The sequence below is a fragment of the Pseudomonas sp. BR20 genome (assembly GCF_050780135.1).
In the GTDB taxonomy this organism is placed as follows: Bacteria; Pseudomonadota; Gammaproteobacteria; order Pseudomonadales; family Pseudomonadaceae; genus Aquipseudomonas.
Genome location: NZ_CP172012.1, coordinates 6,255,584 through 6,274,087, shown reverse-complemented (window position 1 = coordinate 6,274,087; position 18,504 = coordinate 6,255,584). Strand labels below are relative to the sequence as shown.

General features: G+C 62.2%; 18 protein-coding genes. 8 read left to right on the top strand and 10 right to left on the bottom strand.

Annotated elements, in window-relative coordinates; translation table 11 throughout:
* Positions 1–57: 57 nt before the first annotated feature.
* The 3 genes from ACHPFG_RS28970 to fdhA all read left to right on the top strand — a co-directional run bounded on the left by ACHPFG_RS28970 (position 58) and on the right by fdhA (position 2,890).
* Positions 58–690: a sarcosine oxidase subunit gamma gene (locus ACHPFG_RS28970; protein ID WP_339451942.1), complete on the top strand. Its 633-nt coding sequence runs from the start codon at positions 58–60 to the stop codon at positions 688–690.
* A gap of 10 nt (positions 691–700) precedes the next feature.
* Entirely contained in the window at positions 701–1,558 is an 858-nt protein-coding gene (gene purU / locus ACHPFG_RS28965; RefSeq protein ID WP_032883972.1) for a formyltetrahydrofolate deformylase, read from the top strand.
* A gap of 132 nt (positions 1,559–1,690) precedes the next feature.
* The gene (gene fdhA / locus ACHPFG_RS28960) at positions 1,691–2,890 is read left to right on the top strand and encodes a formaldehyde dehydrogenase, glutathione-independent (RefSeq protein ID WP_003176541.1); all 1,200 of its coding nucleotides are present in this window, start codon (positions 1,691–1,693) and stop codon (positions 2,888–2,890) included.
* A 135-nt stretch (positions 2,891–3,025) separates the two neighbouring features.
* Here the strand turns inward: fdhA and ACHPFG_RS28955 are convergent, their stop codons facing one another.
* Positions 3,026–3,484, bottom strand: coding sequence for an anti-sigma factor (locus ACHPFG_RS28955; protein ID WP_431701095.1), 459 nt, complete (start codon positions 3,482–3,484; stop codon positions 3,026–3,028).
* 136 nt (positions 3,485–3,620) lie between these two features.
* On the opposite strand from ACHPFG_RS28955, the gene ACHPFG_RS28950 reads away from it, so the two are divergent.
* Positions 3,621–4,193, top strand: a complete 573-nt coding sequence (locus ACHPFG_RS28950; RefSeq protein ID WP_131699081.1) for a DUF2780 domain-containing protein — start codon at positions 3,621–3,623, stop codon at positions 4,191–4,193.
* Here ACHPFG_RS28950 and ACHPFG_RS28945 read toward each other — a convergent pair.
* The gene (locus ACHPFG_RS28945; RefSeq protein ID WP_131699082.1) at positions 4,190–5,077 is read right to left on the bottom strand and encodes an acyltransferase; all 888 of its coding nucleotides are present in this window, start codon (positions 5,075–5,077) and stop codon (positions 4,190–4,192) included. The genes ACHPFG_RS28950 and ACHPFG_RS28945 overlap by 4 nt on opposite strands.
* Before the next feature lie 173 nt (positions 5,078–5,250).
* Between ACHPFG_RS28945 and ACHPFG_RS28940 the strand changes: the two genes are divergently transcribed.
* The 4 genes from ACHPFG_RS28940 to creD are packed head-to-tail and all read left to right on the top strand — an operon-like array spanning position 5,251 to position 9,293.
* Complete coding sequence (locus ACHPFG_RS28940; RefSeq protein WP_053131000.1) at positions 5,251–5,751, top strand: ATP-dependent zinc protease family protein; 501 nt, start codon at positions 5,251–5,253, stop codon at positions 5,749–5,751.
* A gap of 9 nt (positions 5,752–5,760) precedes the next feature.
* The gene (gene creB / locus ACHPFG_RS28935) at positions 5,761–6,429 is read left to right on the top strand and encodes a two-component system response regulator CreB (protein ID WP_131699083.1); all 669 of its coding nucleotides are present in this window, start codon (positions 5,761–5,763) and stop codon (positions 6,427–6,429) included.
* Positions 6,429–7,868, top strand: coding sequence for a two-component system sensor histidine kinase CreC (creC, locus tag ACHPFG_RS28930; protein WP_431701094.1), 1,440 nt, complete (start codon positions 6,429–6,431; stop codon positions 7,866–7,868). Before creB ends, creC begins: the two co-directional genes overlap by 1 nt.
* 51 nt (positions 7,869–7,919) lie before the next feature.
* On the top strand, positions 7,920–9,293 hold the full coding sequence (gene creD / locus ACHPFG_RS28925) for a cell envelope integrity protein CreD (protein ID WP_131699085.1): 1,374 nt from the start codon (positions 7,920–7,922) through the stop codon (positions 9,291–9,293).
* Between the two features lie 186 nt (positions 9,294–9,479).
* Here creD and ACHPFG_RS28920 read toward each other — a convergent pair whose 3' ends face one another.
* From ACHPFG_RS28920 to ACHPFG_RS28885, 8 genes are all read right to left on the bottom strand, one after another.
* Positions 9,480–10,109: a glutathione S-transferase gene (locus ACHPFG_RS28920; RefSeq protein WP_431701093.1), complete on the bottom strand. Its 630-nt coding sequence runs from the start codon at positions 10,107–10,109 to the stop codon at positions 9,480–9,482.
* A 170-nt stretch (positions 10,110–10,279) separates the two neighbouring features.
* Entirely contained in the window at positions 10,280–10,462 is a 183-nt protein-coding gene (locus ACHPFG_RS28915; protein WP_131699087.1) for a hypothetical protein, read from the bottom strand.
* Positions 10,459–11,562 carry a PepSY-associated TM helix domain-containing protein gene (locus ACHPFG_RS28910; protein ID WP_431701092.1) on the bottom strand — a complete coding sequence of 368 codons (1,104 nt, stop codon included), beginning with the start codon at positions 11,560–11,562 and terminating at the stop codon, positions 10,459–10,461. The genes ACHPFG_RS28915 and ACHPFG_RS28910 overlap by 4 nt, the downstream gene beginning before the upstream one ends.
* A gap of 63 nt (positions 11,563–11,625) precedes the next feature.
* Positions 11,626–14,064, bottom strand: coding sequence for a TonB-dependent siderophore receptor (locus ACHPFG_RS28905; protein ID WP_431701091.1), 2,439 nt, complete (start codon positions 14,062–14,064; stop codon positions 11,626–11,628).
* A gap of 219 nt (positions 14,065–14,283) precedes the next feature.
* Positions 14,284–15,252, bottom strand: a complete 969-nt coding sequence (locus tag ACHPFG_RS28900; protein ID WP_431701090.1) for a FecR domain-containing protein — start codon at positions 15,250–15,252, stop codon at positions 14,284–14,286.
* On the bottom strand, positions 15,249–15,767 hold the full coding sequence (locus tag ACHPFG_RS28895; protein ID WP_131699091.1) for an RNA polymerase sigma factor: 519 nt from the start codon (positions 15,765–15,767) through the stop codon (positions 15,249–15,251). The genes ACHPFG_RS28900 and ACHPFG_RS28895 overlap by 4 nt, the downstream gene beginning before the upstream one ends.
* 100 nt (positions 15,768–15,867) lie before the next feature.
* Positions 15,868–16,575 carry a 3'-5' exonuclease gene (locus ACHPFG_RS28890; RefSeq protein ID WP_131699092.1) on the bottom strand — a complete coding sequence of 236 codons (708 nt, stop codon included), beginning with the start codon at positions 16,573–16,575 and terminating at the stop codon, positions 15,868–15,870.
* A complete protein-coding gene (locus ACHPFG_RS28885; RefSeq protein WP_178116728.1) occupies positions 16,572–18,494 on the bottom strand; it encodes a putative nucleotidyltransferase substrate binding domain-containing protein in 1,923 nt (640 codons plus the stop codon). The genes ACHPFG_RS28890 and ACHPFG_RS28885 overlap by 4 nt, the downstream gene beginning before the upstream one ends.
* Between the last annotated feature and the right edge of the window lie 10 nt (positions 18,495–18,504).

The following is an 18,504-nucleotide window of genomic DNA, read 5'->3' as shown; positions in this document are numbered from 1 at the left end:
GGGGCTTGCTCCCGATGAGGCCATCAGCCTCACAACAGAATTCAGGAAAGGTGCTCCATGACAGCAGCCAATGTTTACCAACAACGCCCCACCTCCGGCGCCAAGGCCGAGTCGTCCCTGCACCATGCCGACCTCGCCAGCCTGGTCGGCAAGGGCCGCAAGAACGCCGGCGTGACGGTGCGCGAAAAGAAACTGCTCGGCCACCTGACCCTTCGGGGTGACGGTCATGACGCCGCCTTTGCCGCCGGCGTGCACAAGGCCCTGGGCATCGAACTGCCTGGCGCCCTGCAGGTCATCGTCAAAGGCGAAACCAGCCTGCAATGGCTCGGCCCGGATGAGTGGTTGCTGATCGTGCCAAGCGGTGAGGAATTCGCCGCCGAACAAAACCTGCGCGCCGCCCTGGGTGACCTGCATATCCAGGTCGTCAACGTCAGCGGCGGCCAGCAGATCCTCGAACTCAGCGGCCCGAACGTGCGCGATGTGCTGATGAAATCCACCAGCTATGACGTGCACCCCAACAACTTCCCGGTGGGCAAGGCGGTGGGCACGGTGTTCGCCAAATCGCAGCTGGTGATTCGCCACACCGCTGAAGACACCTGGGAACTGCTGATTCGTCGCAGCTTTTCGGATTACTGGTGGTTGTGGTTGCAGGACGCCTCGGCCGAATTTGGCCTGAGCGTTCAAGCCTGAGGAATGACCCATGAGCCGCGCACCCGATACATGGATTTTGACCGCCGACTGCCCCAGCGTGCTCGGCACGGTGGACGCGGTTACCCGCTACCTGTTCGAGCAGGGCTGCTACGTCACCGAGCACCATTCGTTCGATGACCGCCTCTCGGGCCGGTTTTTTATTCGCGTGGAATTTCGCCAGCCGGATGGCTTCGACGAGCAGGCTTTCCGCGATGGCCTGGCCACGCGCGGTGAAGCCTTTGGCATGATCTTCGAGCTGACGGCGCCGAACTACCGGCCAAAAGTGGTGATCATGGTCTCCAAGGCCGATCACTGCCTCAACGACCTGCTGTACCGTCAGCGTATCGGTCAGCTGTCGATGGACGTGGTCGCGGTGGTGTCCAACCATCCCGATCTCAAACCTTTGGCCGACTGGCATCAAATTCCCTACTACCATTTCCCCCTCGACCCTAACGACAAACCGTCCCAGGAGCGTCAGGTGTGGCAAGTGATTGAAGAGACCGGCGCCGAACTGGTGATCCTTGCGCGCTACATGCAAGTGCTGTCGCCGGAGCTGTGCCGCAAGCTGGACGGCAAGGCCATCAATATCCACCACTCGTTGCTGCCGGGGTTCAAGGGCGCCAAGCCGTATCACCAGGCCTACAACAAGGGCGTGAAATTGGTCGGCGCCACGGCGCATTACATCAACAACGACCTGGACGAAGGCCCGATCATCGCCCAGGGTGTGGAAGTGGTGGATCACAGTCACTATCCCGAGGATCTGATTGCCAAGGGGCGGGACATCGAAGGGCTGACACTGGCTCGGGCGGTGGGGTATCACATTGAGCGGCGGGTGTTTTTGAACGCCAATAGGACTGTGGTGCTCTGACTGCCGCCATCGGGGGCTTGCTCCCGATGAGGCCCAAACAAACAACACAAGAAACAGCATCTGTACCCGAGCATTTAACGCGCTGCCTGCCTGGGCAACGCAGTTCCATAAAAACAACAGCGAGGTGAAAGCATGTCTGGTAATCGTGGTGTCGTGTATCTCGGCAACGGCAAGGTCGAAGTACAGAAAATCGACTATCCCAAAATGCAGGACCCCCGTGGCAGGAAAATTGAGCACGGCGTCATCCTGCGCGTGGTCTCCACCAACATCTGCGGCTCCGACCAACACATGGTGCGCGGCCGCACTACTGCCCAAACCGGCCTGGTGCTCGGTCACGAGATCACCGGTGAAGTGATCGAGAAGGGCAGCGACGTCGAAAACCTGAAGATCGGCGACCTGGTTTCCGTCCCCTTCAACGTCGCCTGCGGGCGCTGCCGCTCTTGCAAAGAGCAACACACCGGCGTGTGCCTCACCGTCAACCCGGCCCGTGCCGGTGGTGCCTACGGCTATGTCGACATGGGCGACTGGACCGGCGGCCAGGCCGAGTACGTGCTGGTGCCGTACGCCGACTTCAACCTGCTGAAACTGCCGGACCGTGACAAGGCCATGGAGAAAATCCGTGACCTGACCTGCCTCTCCGACATTCTCCCGACCGGCTACCACGGTGCCGTTACCGCTGGCGTAGGCCCTGGCAGCACCGTCTACATCGCCGGTGCCGGCCCGGTCGGCCTGGCGGCTGCTGCGTCTGCACGTCTGCTGGGTGCGGCGGTGGTGATCATCGGCGACGTCAACCCGATCCGCCTGGCCCACGCCAAGGCCCAGGGTTTCGAAATTGCCGACCTGTCCACCGACACCCCCCTGCACGAACAGATCGCCGCGCTGCTCGGCGAGCCGGAAGTGGACTGCGCCGTCGACTGCGTAGGCTTTGAAGCCCGCGGCCACGGGCACGACGGCGTCAAGGCCGAAGCCCCGGCCACTGTGCTCAACTCACTGATGGGCGTGGTGCGCGTGGCGGGCAAGATCGGTATCCCCGGCCTGTACGTCACCGAAGATCCAGGTGCTGTGGATGCCGCCGCGAAAATGGGCAGCCTGAGCATCCGCTTCGGTCTGGGCTGGGCCAAATCCCACAGCTTCCACACCGGCCAGACTCCGGTGATGAAGTACAACCGCCAACTGATGCAGGCGATCATGTGGGACCGTATCAACATTGCCGAGATCGTCGGCGTGCAGGTGATCAGCCTGGATGACGCGCCACGTGGGTACGGCGAGTTCGATGCGGGCGTGCCGAAGAAGTTTGTGATTGATCCGCATAAGTTGTTTAGTGCGGCGTAAATCCCAGGCATACGAAAACCCAAATGTGGGAGGGGGCTTGCTCCCGATAGCGTTCAGTCAGTTACCTATTTACTGGCTGACTCAACGCCATCGGGAGCAAGCCCCCTCCCACAGTGGGTTGTGGTGTTTGGAACATCAGCGGTTGGCCAAAGCCCCCTGATAGACGGTCGGCCCCGTCGGTTGCTTGCTCACCGAGCCCCCTTTGCTCTCCGAACTCACCATCAATTCCACCGGCTTGCTGATCGAGGCCTGCTGCCTTGGATTCAAGCCGATGATGCCTTCGCCACTCTCCGGTAACAGTCCAAGTGACACGGGCTTGCCGTCGTCGGGAATCGCCCACAGTTCCAGGCTCTGATCCGACGCGGGTGCGGTGATGGCGATGGGTTGCACTTTCAGGTAATCCTTGTGCGCCATGATTTGCGCGGCCGGCTGTTGGGTGGTGGTCACCAGCGTGGCGGCGGACTTGACGTTGTCCTGGGTGTAGAACGCGCCGCCGAGACCGGCGACTATGGCAATGCACACCCCGATAAACATCCGGGGGCGGCTCCAAAAAGGGGGCTTGGATTCAATCACTTGGGGGCGGGTCGCGCTCATAGGGCTGTTTCCTGGAAAGTTTTGACGTTGTTTCATGGACTCTGATCTGGCCATTGGGTTCCTGGGCCGCTCGGAACAATGTGCCGGATGCCCAGTCAAACGCCTGCGTTTACCCCTACATCCAGAGGTTGTTTCAATGAAGATTTCACGCGGTTTCGCCCTTTCCTGCCTGATGAGCCTGGCCGCCACCCCGGTGTTTGCCGCGGGATTCAGCCTTGGCGACGCGGCCAATGCCATCTCCGGCATGCAAGGGGGCAATAACAAGGCCGCAGCTGCAGCACCGTCGTCCGAGACGGCCGGCCTGCTCAGCGCCCTGACCTCGCAACTGAACATCACCCCCGAACAAGCCGTAGGCGGTACCGGCGCGATGCTGGGCCTGGCCAAGAACAAATTGAGCGGCAACGACTATTCGCAACTGGGTAACAGCGTGCCGGGCCTCGACCAACTGTCGGGCAACAATGCATTGGGCAGCCTCGGGGCCTTGAGCGGGATGCTCGGCCAGACCGGCGGTAGCAAGACCAGCGGCCTGGACGGCTTGCTGGGTAACGTGAAGAACACCAACGACCTGAACACCGCGTTCAGCGCCTTGGGTATGGACAGTGGCATGGTCGGCCAGTTTGCTCCGGTGATCCTGCAATACCTGGGTGGGCAGGGCGCCAATAGCTCGTTGCTGGGTAAACTGGCCCAGGCCTGGGGCACCGGGAGCTAAATACGCTCCGCGCGCAGTTGTTCGATGCGTGCGTCTTTCTGCGTCCAGAGCTGGTTGACCCAGCTCTGGACGGTCTGGCGAAACGCCGGATCGTTTTCGTAATCACCCTGCCACAACGCCGGGTCCAGCTCACGGGTCTGGATGTCGATGATCACCTTGGGCACTGCGCCGCTGATCAAATCCCAGAATCCCGGAATCTTTTGCTGCGGATAGACCACGGTCACGTCGAGCACGGCGTCCAGCTGTTCCCCCAGCGCCGCCAGCACAAACGCCACGCCGCCCGCCTTGGGCTTGAGCAAGTGAGTGAATGGCGAAGCCTGCTGCTTGCGCTTGGCCTCGCCGAACCGCGTGCCTTCGAGGTAATTGACCACGGTCACCGGCTGGCGCTTGAACAGCTCGCAGGCCTCCTTGGTGATCTTCAAATCCTGCCCCGCCAGCTCCGGGTGCTTGGCCAGGAACGCCTTGGTGTAGCGCTTCATGAACGGGTAATCCAACGCCCACCAGGCCAGGCCCAGGAAGGGTACCCAGATCAGCTCTTTTTTCAGGAAGAATTTGAAGAACGGTGTGCGGCGGTTGAGGGCCTGGATCAGCGCCGGGATATCCACCCAGGATTGGTGGTTGCTGATCACCAGGTAGCTGGTATCGCCGCGCAGCTCATCACCGCCGCGAATGTCCCATTGGGTGGGGATGCACAAGGAAAAAATCAGCTTGTCGATCTCGGCCCAGGTCTCGGCGATCCACATCACCGCCCATGAGGCGTAGTCCCGATAGCGCCCGGGCGCCACCAGTTTGAGCAGGGCAAATACCATCAGCGGTCCGATCAGGACCAGGGTGTTGAGCAACAGCAGCAGTGAGACAAAACAGCCGGTGAGCAGGCGGCGCATAAGTAACTCTTGGAATCTTGTGGGCGGGCCATCATAAGCAAGCTGAGTCTAGAGGCCAAATCGCAAATGGCCGTACGAATGTTTCACAATGTGCCGGTTATGGTGGGTGTGACTAACTAAGTGCTGTCTTTGCGGTCTAGAATCCGCCTACTTCTTTCCGAGGAAATCACTTCGTGAAACTGCTTCTTGCCTCCCTCGCCCTGGCTGCCCTGCCTGTCATGGCTGCCGAGCCGACCCTTTACGGTCGCTATGAATACATCCAGTTGCCGGAGATCGGCGAAACCTTCAAGGCCAAGATGGACACCGGCGCGCTGACCGCTTCGCTGTCGGCCCGTGATATAGAGACCTTCACCCGTGACGGTGACGACTGGGTGCGCTTCCGCCTCGGCGGCAAGGACGCCACCAACAAGGTCTACGAGCACAAGGTGTCGCGCATCAGCAAGATCAAGAGCCGCGCCGATGAAGACGATGACAAGGACGAAGCCACTGTGGCCAAGCGCCCGGTGATCGACCTGGAAATGTGCCTGGGCAACGTCAAGCGTACCGTCGAGGTCAACCTGACCGACCGCAGCAGCTTCAATTACCCGTTGCTGATCGGCGCCAAGGCCTTGCGTGAATTTGGCGCAGCAGTAAACCCGGCCCGTCGCTACACTGCCGACAAACCGGACTGCTGATTTGAACCCATGCCCCACATCCTGATTGTCGAAGACGAAGCGGCAATAGCCGACACGCTGATATTCGCCCTGCAGGGCGAGGGCTTTACCACCACCTGGCTGAGCCTCGGCCAGGAGGCGTTGGCCCATCAGCGCCAGACCCCCGCCGACCTGATCATCCTCGACATCGGCCTGCCGGACATCAGCGGTTTTGAAACCTGCAAGCAATTGCGCCGTTTCAGTGAAGTGCCGGTGATGTTCCTCAGCGCGCGGGATGGCGAGATCGACCGCGTGGTGGGGCTGGAGATCGGCGCCGACGATTACGTGGTCAAGCCGTTCAGCCCGCGGGAAGTGGCGGCGCGAGTGCGGGCGATCCTCAAACGCGTCGGCCCCGGTGTGGCGCCGGCGCTGTTCCAGGTTGACCTGGAGCGCATGCAAATCAGCTATCGCAGCCAACCCCTGAGCCTGACCCGGCATGAATTTCGCCTGCTGCAAAGCCTGCTGGAGCAACCCGAGCGGGTGTTCAGCCGCGAGCAGTTGCTGGACGCGGTGGGCGTGGCGGCCGACGCCGGTTACGAGCGCAATATCGACAGCCACATCAAGAGCCTGCGCAGCAAGTTACGCAGCGTGGCCGCCGATGCTGAGCCGATCCAGACCCATCGCGGCCTCGGCTACAGCTACAGCCCGAGCAACGGCTGATGCGCCTGGGGCTGCGGATTTTCCTGGTGTATGCGCTGTTTATCGGCCTCACCGGTTATTTCGTGCTCAGCACGGTGATGAAGGAAATCCGCCCCGGCGTGCGCCAATCCACCGAAGAAACCCTGGTGGATACCGCCAACCTGCTGGCCGAGATCCTGCGCGAAGACGTGAAGAACGGCACCCTCGGGCAGAGTCACTGGCCGGAGCTGCTCAAGGCCTACGGCAATCGCCAGCCGGGCGCGACCATCTGGGGCCTGCCGAAAAACCAGGTCAACCATCGTATCTACGTCACCGACGCCAACGGCACCGTGTTGCTCGACTCCATGGGCGAAGCGGTGGGCCAGGACTATTCGAAGTGGAACGACGTGTACCTGACCCTGCGCGGCGAGTACGGCGCGCGTTCCACTCGCAGTGCAGCGGATGACCCCACCTCATCGGTGATGCACGTGGGCGCGCCGATCCGCGATAACGGGCAGATCATCGGCGTGGTCACCGTGGCTAAACCGAACAGCTCGCTGCAGCCGTATGTCGACCGCACTGAACGCCGCCTGCTGTGGTACGGCGCGGGCCTGGTCATCCTCGGCCTGTTGCTCGGCGCGCTGTTGTCGTGGTGGCTGAGCGTTGCACTGCGTCGCCTGACCGCTTACGCCGAAGCCGTCAGTGAAGGCCGAAGGGCCGAGCTACCGCATTATCGCGGCGGCGAGCTGAAGCAGCTGTCCACCGCTGTCGAGCACATGCGTACGCAACTGGAGGGCAAGGCCTACGTCGAACATTACGTCCACACCCTGACCCATGAATTGAAAAGCCCGCTGGCAGCGATTCGCGGCGCGGCCGAGCTGTTGCAGGGCGAGATGAGCCGCGAACAGCAGCAGCGCTTCGTCGGCAATATCGACAGCGAAAGCGCGCGCCTGCAACAGTTGATCGAGCGCCTGCTGAACCTGGCGCAGGTGGAACAACGCCAGGGTTTGGAAGAGCAGACGAGTATCCCGCTGGCGGCCTTGGTCGACGATGTACTCAACGCCCAATGTGCGCGAATCGAAGGCGCCGGGCTGCACGTCGAACAGACAATTGCCGCTGAAGTGAAGGTAGTCGGCGAACCCTTCCTGTTGCGCCAGGCCCTGGGCAACTTGCTGGACAACGCGCTGGACTTCACACCGCCCGGTGGTGTGTTGAGATTCAGCGCACAGACGCTGCACAACGACGTGCAGGTGAGCCTGTTCAATCAGGCTGCCCCGATCCCCGACTACGCCCTGCCGCGCCTCAGCGAGCGCTTCTACTCCTTGCCGCGCCCCGGCAGCGGGCGCAAAAGTACCGGCCTGGGCCTCAATTTTGTCGAGGAAGTCATGAAGCTGCACGGCGGCACCCTGCAGATCGGTAATGTGCCTGGCGGCGTGCACGTGGTGCTGCATCTCCACACAGTCTCCACATTGCCCACATAAATCCCCCACACAGGCTGCCCAGACTCTCCCCATCAAAACAGGGAGAGACCCATGAACCGCAGCCTGCTTTTCAAACTTGGCGCGATTGCGCTGCTGATCCTGCTGTTGCTGATTCCGTTGCTGATGATCAACGGCATCATCAGTGACCGCCAGCAACTGCGCGACGGCGTCCTGATGGACATCGCGCGCAGTTCCAGCTACGCCCAGCGCCTCACCGGCCCGGTGATGGTGGTGCCGTATCGCAAGACCGTGCGCGAGTGGAAGCTCAATGAAAAGCTCAACAAGCGCTACGAGGTCACCCGTGAAGAGCGGGGTCGTCTGTATTTCCTGCCGGACCGTTTTGAGCTCGACGGCAAGGTGCAGACCGAACTGCGCGCACGGGGTATTTACCAGGCGCGGCTGTTCCATGCCGACAACCGTATCAGTGGGCGTTTCGAGCTGCCGGCGCAGTTGGGCATCACCGAAGACTTTGCCGATTACCGCTTTGAACCGGCGTTTCTGGCGGTGGGGATCAGCGATATTCGCGGCATCGAAAATGCGCTGAAGCTGGAGCTGGGCAGCCAGCGCCTGGAGTTCGAACCAGGCTCCCAGGTGGACTGGCTGGGGGAGGGCGTGCATGTGGCATTGCCAGAGCAGGACAGCAGAAAACCGGCCGTAGTGGACTTCGCCTTTGATCTGCGCCTGCAAGGCACCGAGCAACTGCAAGTGGTGCCAGTGGGCAAGACCAGTCAGGTGTCCCTGGCCTCCAACTGGCCGCACCCCAGCTTTATCGGCAACTTCCTGCCGGCCCGGCGCGAAGTGACTGACAGCGGCTTCACGGCCAACTGGCAGACCTCGTTCTTTTCCACCAACCTCGAGCAGGCGCTGCAATCCTGTTTGGACCAGCAAGGCTGTGACGACTTCAACAACCGCAGCTTCGGTGTGAACTTCATCGACCCGGTGGACCAGTACCTCAAGAGCGACCGCGCGATCAAATACGCGCTGCTGTTTATCGCCCTGACCTTTGCCGGTTTCTTCCTCTTCGAAGTGCTCAAGAGTCTGGCGGTGCACCCGATTCAATACGCGTTGGTGGGCGTTGCCTTGGCGTTTTTCTACCTGCTGTTGTTGTCGTTGTCCGAGCACCTGGGCTTTGCCTTGGCCTACCTGATTTCGGCGAGTGCCTGTGTGCTGTTGATCGGGTTCTACGTATGCCACGTGCTGCGCAGCGTTGCCCATGGCCTGGGGTTTTCGGCGGGGTTGGCGGCGTTGTATGGCTTGCTGTACGGGCTGTTGAGTGCCGAGGACTACGCGCTGCTGATGGGCTCGCTGCTGCTGTTCGGGCTGCTGGGTACGGTGATGGTGCTGACACGTAAGCTGGATTGGTATGGCGTGGGCAAGCGCAAGGTGGCCGAGCCGCTGCAGTTCGATCTGGAGGCGGTGCAATGATCGGGTTGCGGGAGGATCAGCAAGTGGGGGCGCATTTAGCCGCAAGGATCGTTACATTCCTCAATACCACCACCGTCCAATGTGGGAGTGGGCTTGCCCGCGATAGCGGTGGTTCAGAAACAGATGTGCTGAATGACATACCGCGATCGCGGGCAAGCCCGCTCTCACATTGGGTCGGTGTGAACGTCACACGGGCGGCTGGGTCTCGAGCATCGAAGGTCGCTGGCTGACCTCGGCATACCAGGCGGCCAGCTTGGGGTTATCCGAGCGCCATTGCATATCCGGATGGCGGAAGTCGAGGTAGCCCAGGGCGCAGGCCACGCTGATCGAAGCGATGTCGAAGTGGCTGGTCAGCTCGGCGATGGCGTCCTGTTCCAGCTCGGCGAGGGCGCGACGGATCTTGTTGCGCTGTTCGTCGAGCCACGGCGCCCAGTGTTTTTCCGCCGGGCGCAGGGCGGTCTCGTAACGCACCAGCACGGCGGCATCCATGATGCCGTCGGCCATCGAGGCTAGGGTCAGGCGCCGCCAGCGGGCCGAGCCATCGCGGGGGATCAGCGGGTTGCCGACGTGCTGGTGGTCGAAATAATCGAGAATCACCCGGCTGTCGTGCAGCACGGTGCCGTCGGCCAGGCGCAGGGCCGGGATCTTACCCACGGGGTTGTCTTGCACCAGATGCGCATCGGGGTTGACCGGTGTCGGCATGCAGACATGCAGGGCGACACGGTCCTGCTGGCCGGTTTCAGCCAACAGCACACGGACTTTGCGCACGAACGGTGACGCGGGGTTGTGGAACAAGGTCATGCTGGGAGCGGACATGGGCGAACCTCACAATGGACTGTGGCTAGCCTAGAGGGTTGCGCGGTGGCTGGCGAGGGGGAGTGCGGGTGTTCTTGAGGGCCTCATCGGGGGCCCCCTCCCATATGTGTCCCGCGTTCGTCATAACCACGCGGTCAACTGTGGGAGGGGGCTTGCCCCCGATAGCGCCCTCAGCCACGCCGCTTGAACAACGCCCAAATGCCAATGGCAGCCGGCAGGCCCAACCCCAACCAACTCAACGAATCCCACAGCCCATCCCCCAGCAACGCCGCAAACAACCCGGTGGCGCTGAGCAGGCCAATCCCCAGCGGAATACCAAATACCTTCCAGAAACTCGACTGCCTTGGCTTCATGCCTTGCCCGCCCTGCGCCGAACGATCCACAGGTAAATCCCACTCACCAGCACGATGATGGTCAGCACATCCAGCGCCGCCCAGAGGATCTTCATCGGCATGCCGCCGTAGTCACCAAAGTGCAGGGGCTGCGACACGCCCATGGCGTCCATGTACCACGGCCGTTCGGCGATGGCGGTGACGGCCAGGGTGCTGGCGTCGATCAGGACCGGCGTGAGCAGGTGCGAGGTCAGGTGTGTACTGCCCTTCATGAACACCGCGTAATGGTGCTCGCTGGAAAAGCGTGTGCCGGGGAAGGCGATAAAGTCCGGCTGCATGCCGGGCGCGGCCTTGGCGGCGATGCTCAGCAGCTCGCTCGCGGGTGCGCGTTGGGTCAGGGGCGGGGCGTTTTTATAGGGTTCGATCATCGCGCTGAGGCTGTCGGTGCGCCAGGCGGCGATGATCAAATCGGCACAGGCGCTGATCACGCCGGTCACGCCCACCACCAGTGCCCACGTCAGGGTGACAACGCCGATCAGGTTGTGCAGGTCGAGCCAGCGCAGGCGCGTGGACTTGTCCTGGCGCACAGTGGCGAACTTCAAGCGGCGCATGAACGGCAGGTACAGCACCGTGCCCGAGACAATCGCGACCACAAACAGAATGCCCATGAATGCCAGCAGCAACTTGCCCGGCAGGCCGGCGAACATATCCACATGCAGGCGCAGCAGGAACAGTGTGAGCCCGCCATTGGCCGACGGCATCTCGACCGCATCGCCGGTGCGCGCGTCGAGCATGAAGGTGTGGGATGAGTTGGGCTCGGTGCCGGCCGTGGCGGCCATGATCGCGATCACGCCGTTCTTGTCGTCTTCGTCCCACGCCAGGTATTGCATGGCCTCGCCCGGGCGATGGGCCTGGGCTTTGGTCACCAGTTGCTCGAGGTCGAGCTGTGGCGTATCGGCGGGCATCTGCGCCAGTTCGGGCTCGTTGCCCAGCAGGTGATCGATCTCGTGGTGAAACACCAGCGGCAGGCCGGTGAGGGCGAGCAGCAACAGGAACACCGTGCAGATCAGGCTGGTCCAGGTGTGGATGAAGGACCAGCGGCGGATGGTTTTGCTTTTCATCACGGCTCCAAAGGCAAAAGGGCCGCGGTTCAGGCGGCCCTTCATCAGCGGTTTATCACCGTTTTAGAATTTGTAGTTCACGCTGGCGACCACGTTACGCTGGTCGCCGTAGTAGCAGTAGAAACCATCGCAGGTGGACAGGTAGTCCTTGTTGAAGATGTTCTTGGCATCAACGGCCACGGTCACACCCTTCATGGTGCTGTTCAAGCGGCCGAGATCGTAATGCACCGAGGCGTCGTAAACGGTGTAGGAACCTACATGGCCCAGTTCGGTGTTGGCAGCGTTGCCGTAGGTGTCGCCGACGTAACGCACGCCCGCACCCACCCCAAAACCGTCCAGCAGCCCGCTGCGCCATGTGTAGTCAGCCCAGCCAGTGGCCTGGTTGCGAGGCAACTGGTTCAGACGGTTGCCTTTTTCAGCGGCAGCGCCTTGAGTGATTTCGCTGTCGTTATAGGTATAGGAACCCACCAGTTTCAGGCTTTCGGTGACGTCGGCACTGGCTTCCAATTCCAGGCCGCGTACCTGCACTTCACCCACTTGGCGAGTGATACTGCCCTCGGTGACTGAGGTGTTTTGCTGGGTCAGGTCGAACACGGCAGCGGTGAACAATGCCTTGGTGCCAGGAGGCTGGTACTTGATACCGGCTTCGTACTGTTTGCCTTCGGTGGGCTTGAACGCCCCGGTACTGGCCACTTGGGTGCCTGAGCCAGCCTGGAATGATTCGGCGTAGGACAGATACGGGGTGATGCCGTTGTCGAAGACATAGCTCAGCGCTGCGTTGCCACTGAAGTGCTTGTCACGCTGGGTGTTGGTCGCATCGTTCAGGTTATGGAAGGTGGTACCGGTATGTACCCAGTCTTCACGACCGCCGAGGGTCAGGCGCCAGTTGTCGAGGGCCATCTGGTCCTGGACGTACAGGCCGGTCTGCTGGGTCTTTTGGGTGTAGTCGTACATGGTGAAGTACTGGACCTTGGAGAAGTCCTGCCCGTACACCGGACGGTTGAAGTTGATGGTCGGCACACCCGTCGAACCCCAGTCCCAGCGCGCGTCGCTGGTGGAGCGCTGGTGGTCCAGCCCCAGCAACAGTGTGTGGCTTACCGCGCCCGTCTGGAAGTCGGCCTGGAAGTTGTTGTCGACGGCGAACTGACCGATGTTTTCATCAACCTTTCCGGCGGAGCGCCTCACGTTGCCGTCGGCGTCAACTGCGACTTCAGGGCCATTCGGAAAGAATGCGCCACCGGCAGTGATGCCCTGGAACGACAGATCGTTCTTGGTGTAGCGCAGGTTCTGATGGAACTGCCACGTGTCGTTCAGGCGTGTTTCGAAGGCATAGCCCAGCGCATAGTAGGTGCGATCGTAGAATTCCCAGTCCGGATCGCCCAGGTTCTTATGATGGGAAATCTTGCCGGCCGGCGAACTCAGCTTGGTGCCTTGCAATGGCAGGAACTGCCCGGTGATCCCGGTATCGTCGCGGGTGAACTGGGTGAGCAACGTCAGCTTGCTGTCGTCGTTGATGTTCCAGGTCAGGCTGGGCGCGATGTTGTAGCGCTTGTCCGGGATGTGATCCACGGCGGTGTTGCTGTCGCGCACCACGCCGCTGACGCGGTAGAGGAACTGGCCTTCGTCGTCGATCTTGCCGGTGCTGTCGAAGTTGATCTGTTTGTGGTTGTTGCTGCCGGCCTGTACTTCGATTTCATTCGAACTTTCGGCCTGGGGGCGGCGGCTGACCATGTCCAGCAAGCCGCCAGGTGGGGTTTGCCCGTAAACCGAGGAAGCCGGGCCGCGCAGGACGGCAATGCGTTCCAGGTTCCACGTGTCTATTTTCGGTGTGGCGTAGTTGCCTTTGGGCAATGGCAGTCCGTCGAGGAATTGAGTTGGGACAAAACCGCGGACCAGCAGCCAGTCGCTGCGGGAATCGGAGCCGTAGCCGGAGCTCTGCACGCCTGCGGTATAGCGCAAAGCGTCATTGAGGTTGAGTACGGATCGGTCTTCCATTTGCTTGCGAGTGATCACGGTCACCGAGCGAGGCAGCTCGGCAATCGGTGTATCGGTCTTGGTACCAGCGGCGGTGCGTGTTGCAACATAACCATCCACCGGGCCCCAGGCGCTTTCATAGCTGCCTTGCCCCGTGATGTTGGTCACCGGCAGCGCCATCACACCCTCCGGAACCGCCACCAGCGTGTACGTCCCTGCGCTGCTTTGCTCCAGTTGCAACCCGGTGCCACGCAAGGCTTCACGCAGTGCACCCGGTGCATCGAACTGGCCCTGGACCGGGGCCGAGGTCTTGCCCGAGGCCAACGCTGGGTTGAGGGTCAGTGCGAGGCCGGCCTGGCTGGCGATCTGGTTCAGGGTGCTCGCCAGCGGGGCGGCCGGCAGGTTGTAGGCGTGCACGCTGGAGGCTTGTTCGGCGGCAATCAGCGCAGTGCTGGCCAGTGGGGCGCTGAGGGCAATGGCCACGGCTAACAGGCTGGGGCGCAACAAGGTGTCTAGCGTGCGGGACATGGGCGGCTCCTGAATGGAAGTAATTCGCAATTGCCTATGTGCCGAACGAGAATTGAAAAGTGATAGGGCAGGATCAAACTATTTTTTGTGGTGGGTTTGAGGGCCTCATCGGGGGCAAGCCCCCTCCCACATTTGAAGGTATTCGCAAATCAACCTGTGGGAGGGGCGGTGCGACGATTCGACTTGCTCCCGATAGCGATAGCCCAACTACCACAGAACCTAAGGCTTACCCGTGACCGTCACCCACCACGGCGTGTGCTGTTCGATCTGCACCGGCAGGGTCGGCAGCAGCGCGTTGAGCGCCAGGGTGGTGTCGTGCAGCGGGAAGCTGCCGGTGATGCGCAGGTCGGCCACGTCTTTATCCACCCCGAGATGGCCGGTGCGGTAGCGGCTGAGTTCCTGCACCACATCGCCCAGGCGGGCGTTGTCGACCACCAGCATGCCGCGCGTCCAGGCATCGGTGGCGGGGGTGACGGCCAGCGCAGGGCCGAGGCCGTCGCTGCGCATCAGCACTTGCTGGCCTTCCTTGAACACCTGTTCCTGCTGCAGCGCTTCGGGCTGGGCGCCCACCGCCGATTGCAGCACGCTCAGGCGCGTGGCGTCGTCTTCGCGCTTGACGATAAACCGCGTGCCCAGCGCGCGCAGGCTGCCGTCGCGGGTTTGCACATAAAACGGGCGCGCATCGTTGTGGCCGGTCTCTACGAGGATTTCGCCTTCCTGCAACACGATCAGCCGGCGCTTCTCATCGAAGCGCACGTCGATGGCACTGTGGGTGTTGAGGTTGATCAACGTGCCGTCCGCCAGTTTCAGCGTGCGCTGCTCGCCGGTGGCGGTGCGTTGGTCGGCCAGCCAATAGTGGATCGGCACGTAGCGTTCGCCGGCAAACAACGCCAGGCCGCACACCAGCGCAATACTCGCCAGGCCGCTGCCCAGCTTGCGCACGCGCTGGCGAATGCCTTCGCGCGATTGCAACAACGCCGTCCGTGCCGGGCCCGAGGCCACGCTGAAACGCTGGTCGAGCATGCCCAGTTGGCGCCAGGCTCGGGTGTGTTCTTCATCACTGGCCAGCCATTTGCTGAACTCTTCTCGCTCCACCGCGCTGCCATCACCCGAATCGAGGGACAACTGCCAGGCAATCGCCGCATCCAGCACGCGGGCCGACACCGGCTTGGCGCTGACAAAGGTCACAGCGGCTCGCCATACAGGGCGATGTAGCACTGGCGAATGCCCTGGGCCAGGTACTGGCGCACACGCGGCACCGACACACCCAGGCGTTGGGCGATTTCGGCATGGCCGAGGCCGTCGAGGCGGTTATAGAGGAAGGCGGCGCGGGCCTTGCTCGACAGTTTGCCGAGCAGGCGGTCGATGGCTTTGAGGTCTTCGAGGATCAGTTGCTGTTCTTCCGGCGACGGGTGTTCGCTTTCCGGGATCAGCATCAATTCGGTGAGGTAGGCCTGTTCGAGGGCGGCGCGACGGAAGTAGTCGAACAGCAAGCCCTTGGCGATGGCCACCAGAAACGCCCGTGGCTCGCGGGGCTCGCGCAACTCGTCACGGCCGAGCAGGCGCATGAAGGTGTCCTGGCTCAGGTCTTCGGCACGGCTCGGGCAGGCCACATTGCGCCGCAGCCAGGCCAGCAGCCAGCCACGATGGTCGCGATACAACGCGCCAACAAGCTCACTGTGTGGGTTCTGGGCCGACGACAAGGCATCACCGAATAAACAAAAGGTTTAAACTAACGAGAATTATTCGCGATTGTGTCAGAGGCGTGGGGCGGGCGCAATTGGCGTCTGTCGGGAGATGACATTAAAACGATGGCGCGTGTTTACGCCGTTTCCATTGGCTCAAGCGCTCTTGCAGCGCCTGAGGCGTGTCGATCTGCTGCTGACGCGCGCGGCTGAACAGGATCAGCATCAGCTCCGCCGTGGCCAGGGCATCAGCGCTGGCATGATGGCGTTCGCCTACCTGCAGGTCGAAGTGGTTGATCCAGTCGTCCAGCCCGGCCTCGCGTATGTGCGCCTCGGGGCACAACAGCGGGGCGATGTCGGCCACATCCAGGAACGTATGGGCCAAGCGATACCCGAGGCTGTCCTTGAGGGCGCGGCCGAGCATGTGTTGATCGAATGGCGCGTGGAAGGCGAGCAGCGGGCTGTCGCCGACAAACTCCATGAAGTCCAGCAGTGCCTCGACCGGGTCACTGCCCGCCGCGATGGCGCTGGGGCCGAGGCCGTGGATCAGCACGCTGGGGCTGAGTTTGGCTTCGGCGCGGTGCAAGGTGCGCTCGAACAGTTGGGAAAAATCCACCGCGCCGTCCTCGATCACGACCGCACCGATGGACAGTACCTGGTCACGGTTGAGGTTCAGGCCGCTGGTTTCCAGGTCCACCACCACCCAGCGCTGGCTGCGCAACGCGTTGTCGCCCAAGACAAGAGGCGTGGGGAGTTGCTCCAGGCGCCGTTGTTGCGCGGCATCCAGTCTGGGCTTGGCCGCGCGCAGCCAACCAAACAAGCTCACAACTGATACCGCAAGGTCAGGCTGCTTTGCAGGCGCTGGGCCTGGCGCAGGGATTCGCGCAGGATACGGCGGTCCAGGTGGTTGAGGCTGTCGGGGTCGACGCGGTTGGAATACGGCTGGTTCTCGCGGGTCTGCAACTGATGCTGCTGCATGCGGGTTTGCTGGATAAAGTGATAGGCCTCTTCATAGGCGGCGCCGTCCAGGGGCTCGATCACTTCCTTGACCACCAGTTGGCGCAGGCGCTCCAGGGTGTTATTGGCGTGGATGCCATTGGCCAGGGCCAGCAGGCGTGCGCCGTCGACAAAGGGGGTGAGCCCCTGCACCTTGAGGTCGAGGGTGGCCTTTTCCCCGCCTTTGCGCGTCAGCACAAAATCGCGGAAACGCCCTACGGGCGGGCGCTGGCGCAAGGCATTCTCGGCCAGCATGCGTTGGAACAGCCGGTTATCCCCGACCTGGTCGAGAATGCCCTGGCGCAGTTGCTCGCAGCCACGTTCATCGCCCCACACGACGCGCAGGTCAAAATAGATACTCGACCCCAGCAGGTTCTCCGGCGTCGCCTCGCGAATGAACGCCGCAAACCGCCGCGCCCATTCCGCCCGCGACAGGCACAGCTCCGGGTTGCCGGCCATGATATTGCCCGTGCACAGGCTGAACCCGCACAGCGCCAGGCTTTGGTTGATCTGTTGTGCCAGGGGCAGCAGCCGCCCGCGAATCTCGGCGGCTTCCACCGCGTCCTTGGCCTCGAACAGGATGCCGTTGTCCTGGTCGGTGTACAGCGTCTGCTCGCGCCGGCCTTCGCTGCCGAAACACAACCAACTGAAGGGCACGCCGGGGTCGCCTTTTTCGGCCAGGGTCAACTCGATCACCCGGCACACGGTGTGATCGTTGAGCAGGGTAATGATGTGGGTGATCTGGGTAGACGACGCGCCATGGGCGAGCATGCGCTCCACCAGTTGGCCGATCTCGCCGCGCAGCGCCACCAGGTTCTCCACCCGTGGCGCGTTGCGGATGGTGCGGGCCAGGTGCACCAGGTCGACCCGTTGCAGGGAAAACAGATCGCGCTCGGACACCACGCCGCACAGGCGCTGGTCCTTGACCAGGCAGACGTGGGCGATATGCCGCTCGGTCATGGCGATGGCCGCGTCGAAGGCGCTGTGGTCCGGGGTTAAAAAGAACGGCGCCTGGGTCATATGGCCTTCAATGCCCTGGCTGAAGTCGCCGGTGCCGTCGGCCACCACCTGGCGCAGGTCGCGCAGGGTGAAAATGCCCAGGGGCGCCTTGTGTTCGTCGACGATCACAATGCTGCCCACCTGCTGCTCATGCATCAGCGTTACCGCTTCGCGCAGTGGCGTCTGCGGGCTGCAGGTGACCGGATGGCGCATGGCCAATTCGCCCAGGCGGGTGTTCAGGGAATATTGGGTGCCGAGGGTTTCCACGGCTTTTTGCTGCACTTGCTGGTTGACCTGGTCGAGCAGGCTGCTGACGCCACGCAAAGCGAAGTCGCGGAACGGGCTGGACAGCGCGAACAGCTTGATAAAGGCCGGTTTGTTCAGTTGCAGGCAGAAGGTGTCTTCAGCGGCCTTGTGTTCGGTGCGGGTGGCCCGTTCACCTAACAGCGCCGCGAGGGGGAAACACTCGCCTGTGGTGATTTCGAAAGTGGCTTGGGTGGAGTCCGGCCGTTCACCCACGACGCGGCCCTGCTTGACGATGTAGAAGTGTTCCACCGGCCCGCCCGACGGTTTGAGAATGCTCTCGCCGGGGCCGAAGAAGCGCAGTTGGCACTGTTCCACCAGAAACGCCAGGTGCGCGTTTTCCATCTGGTTGAACGGCGGAAAGCGTTGCAGGAACTGCAGGGTGCCGTGGATGTTCTGCAATACAGCAGTTTTTCCCGCCTGGGCGAAAGCATCAGCTTTACTCATAACCATGACC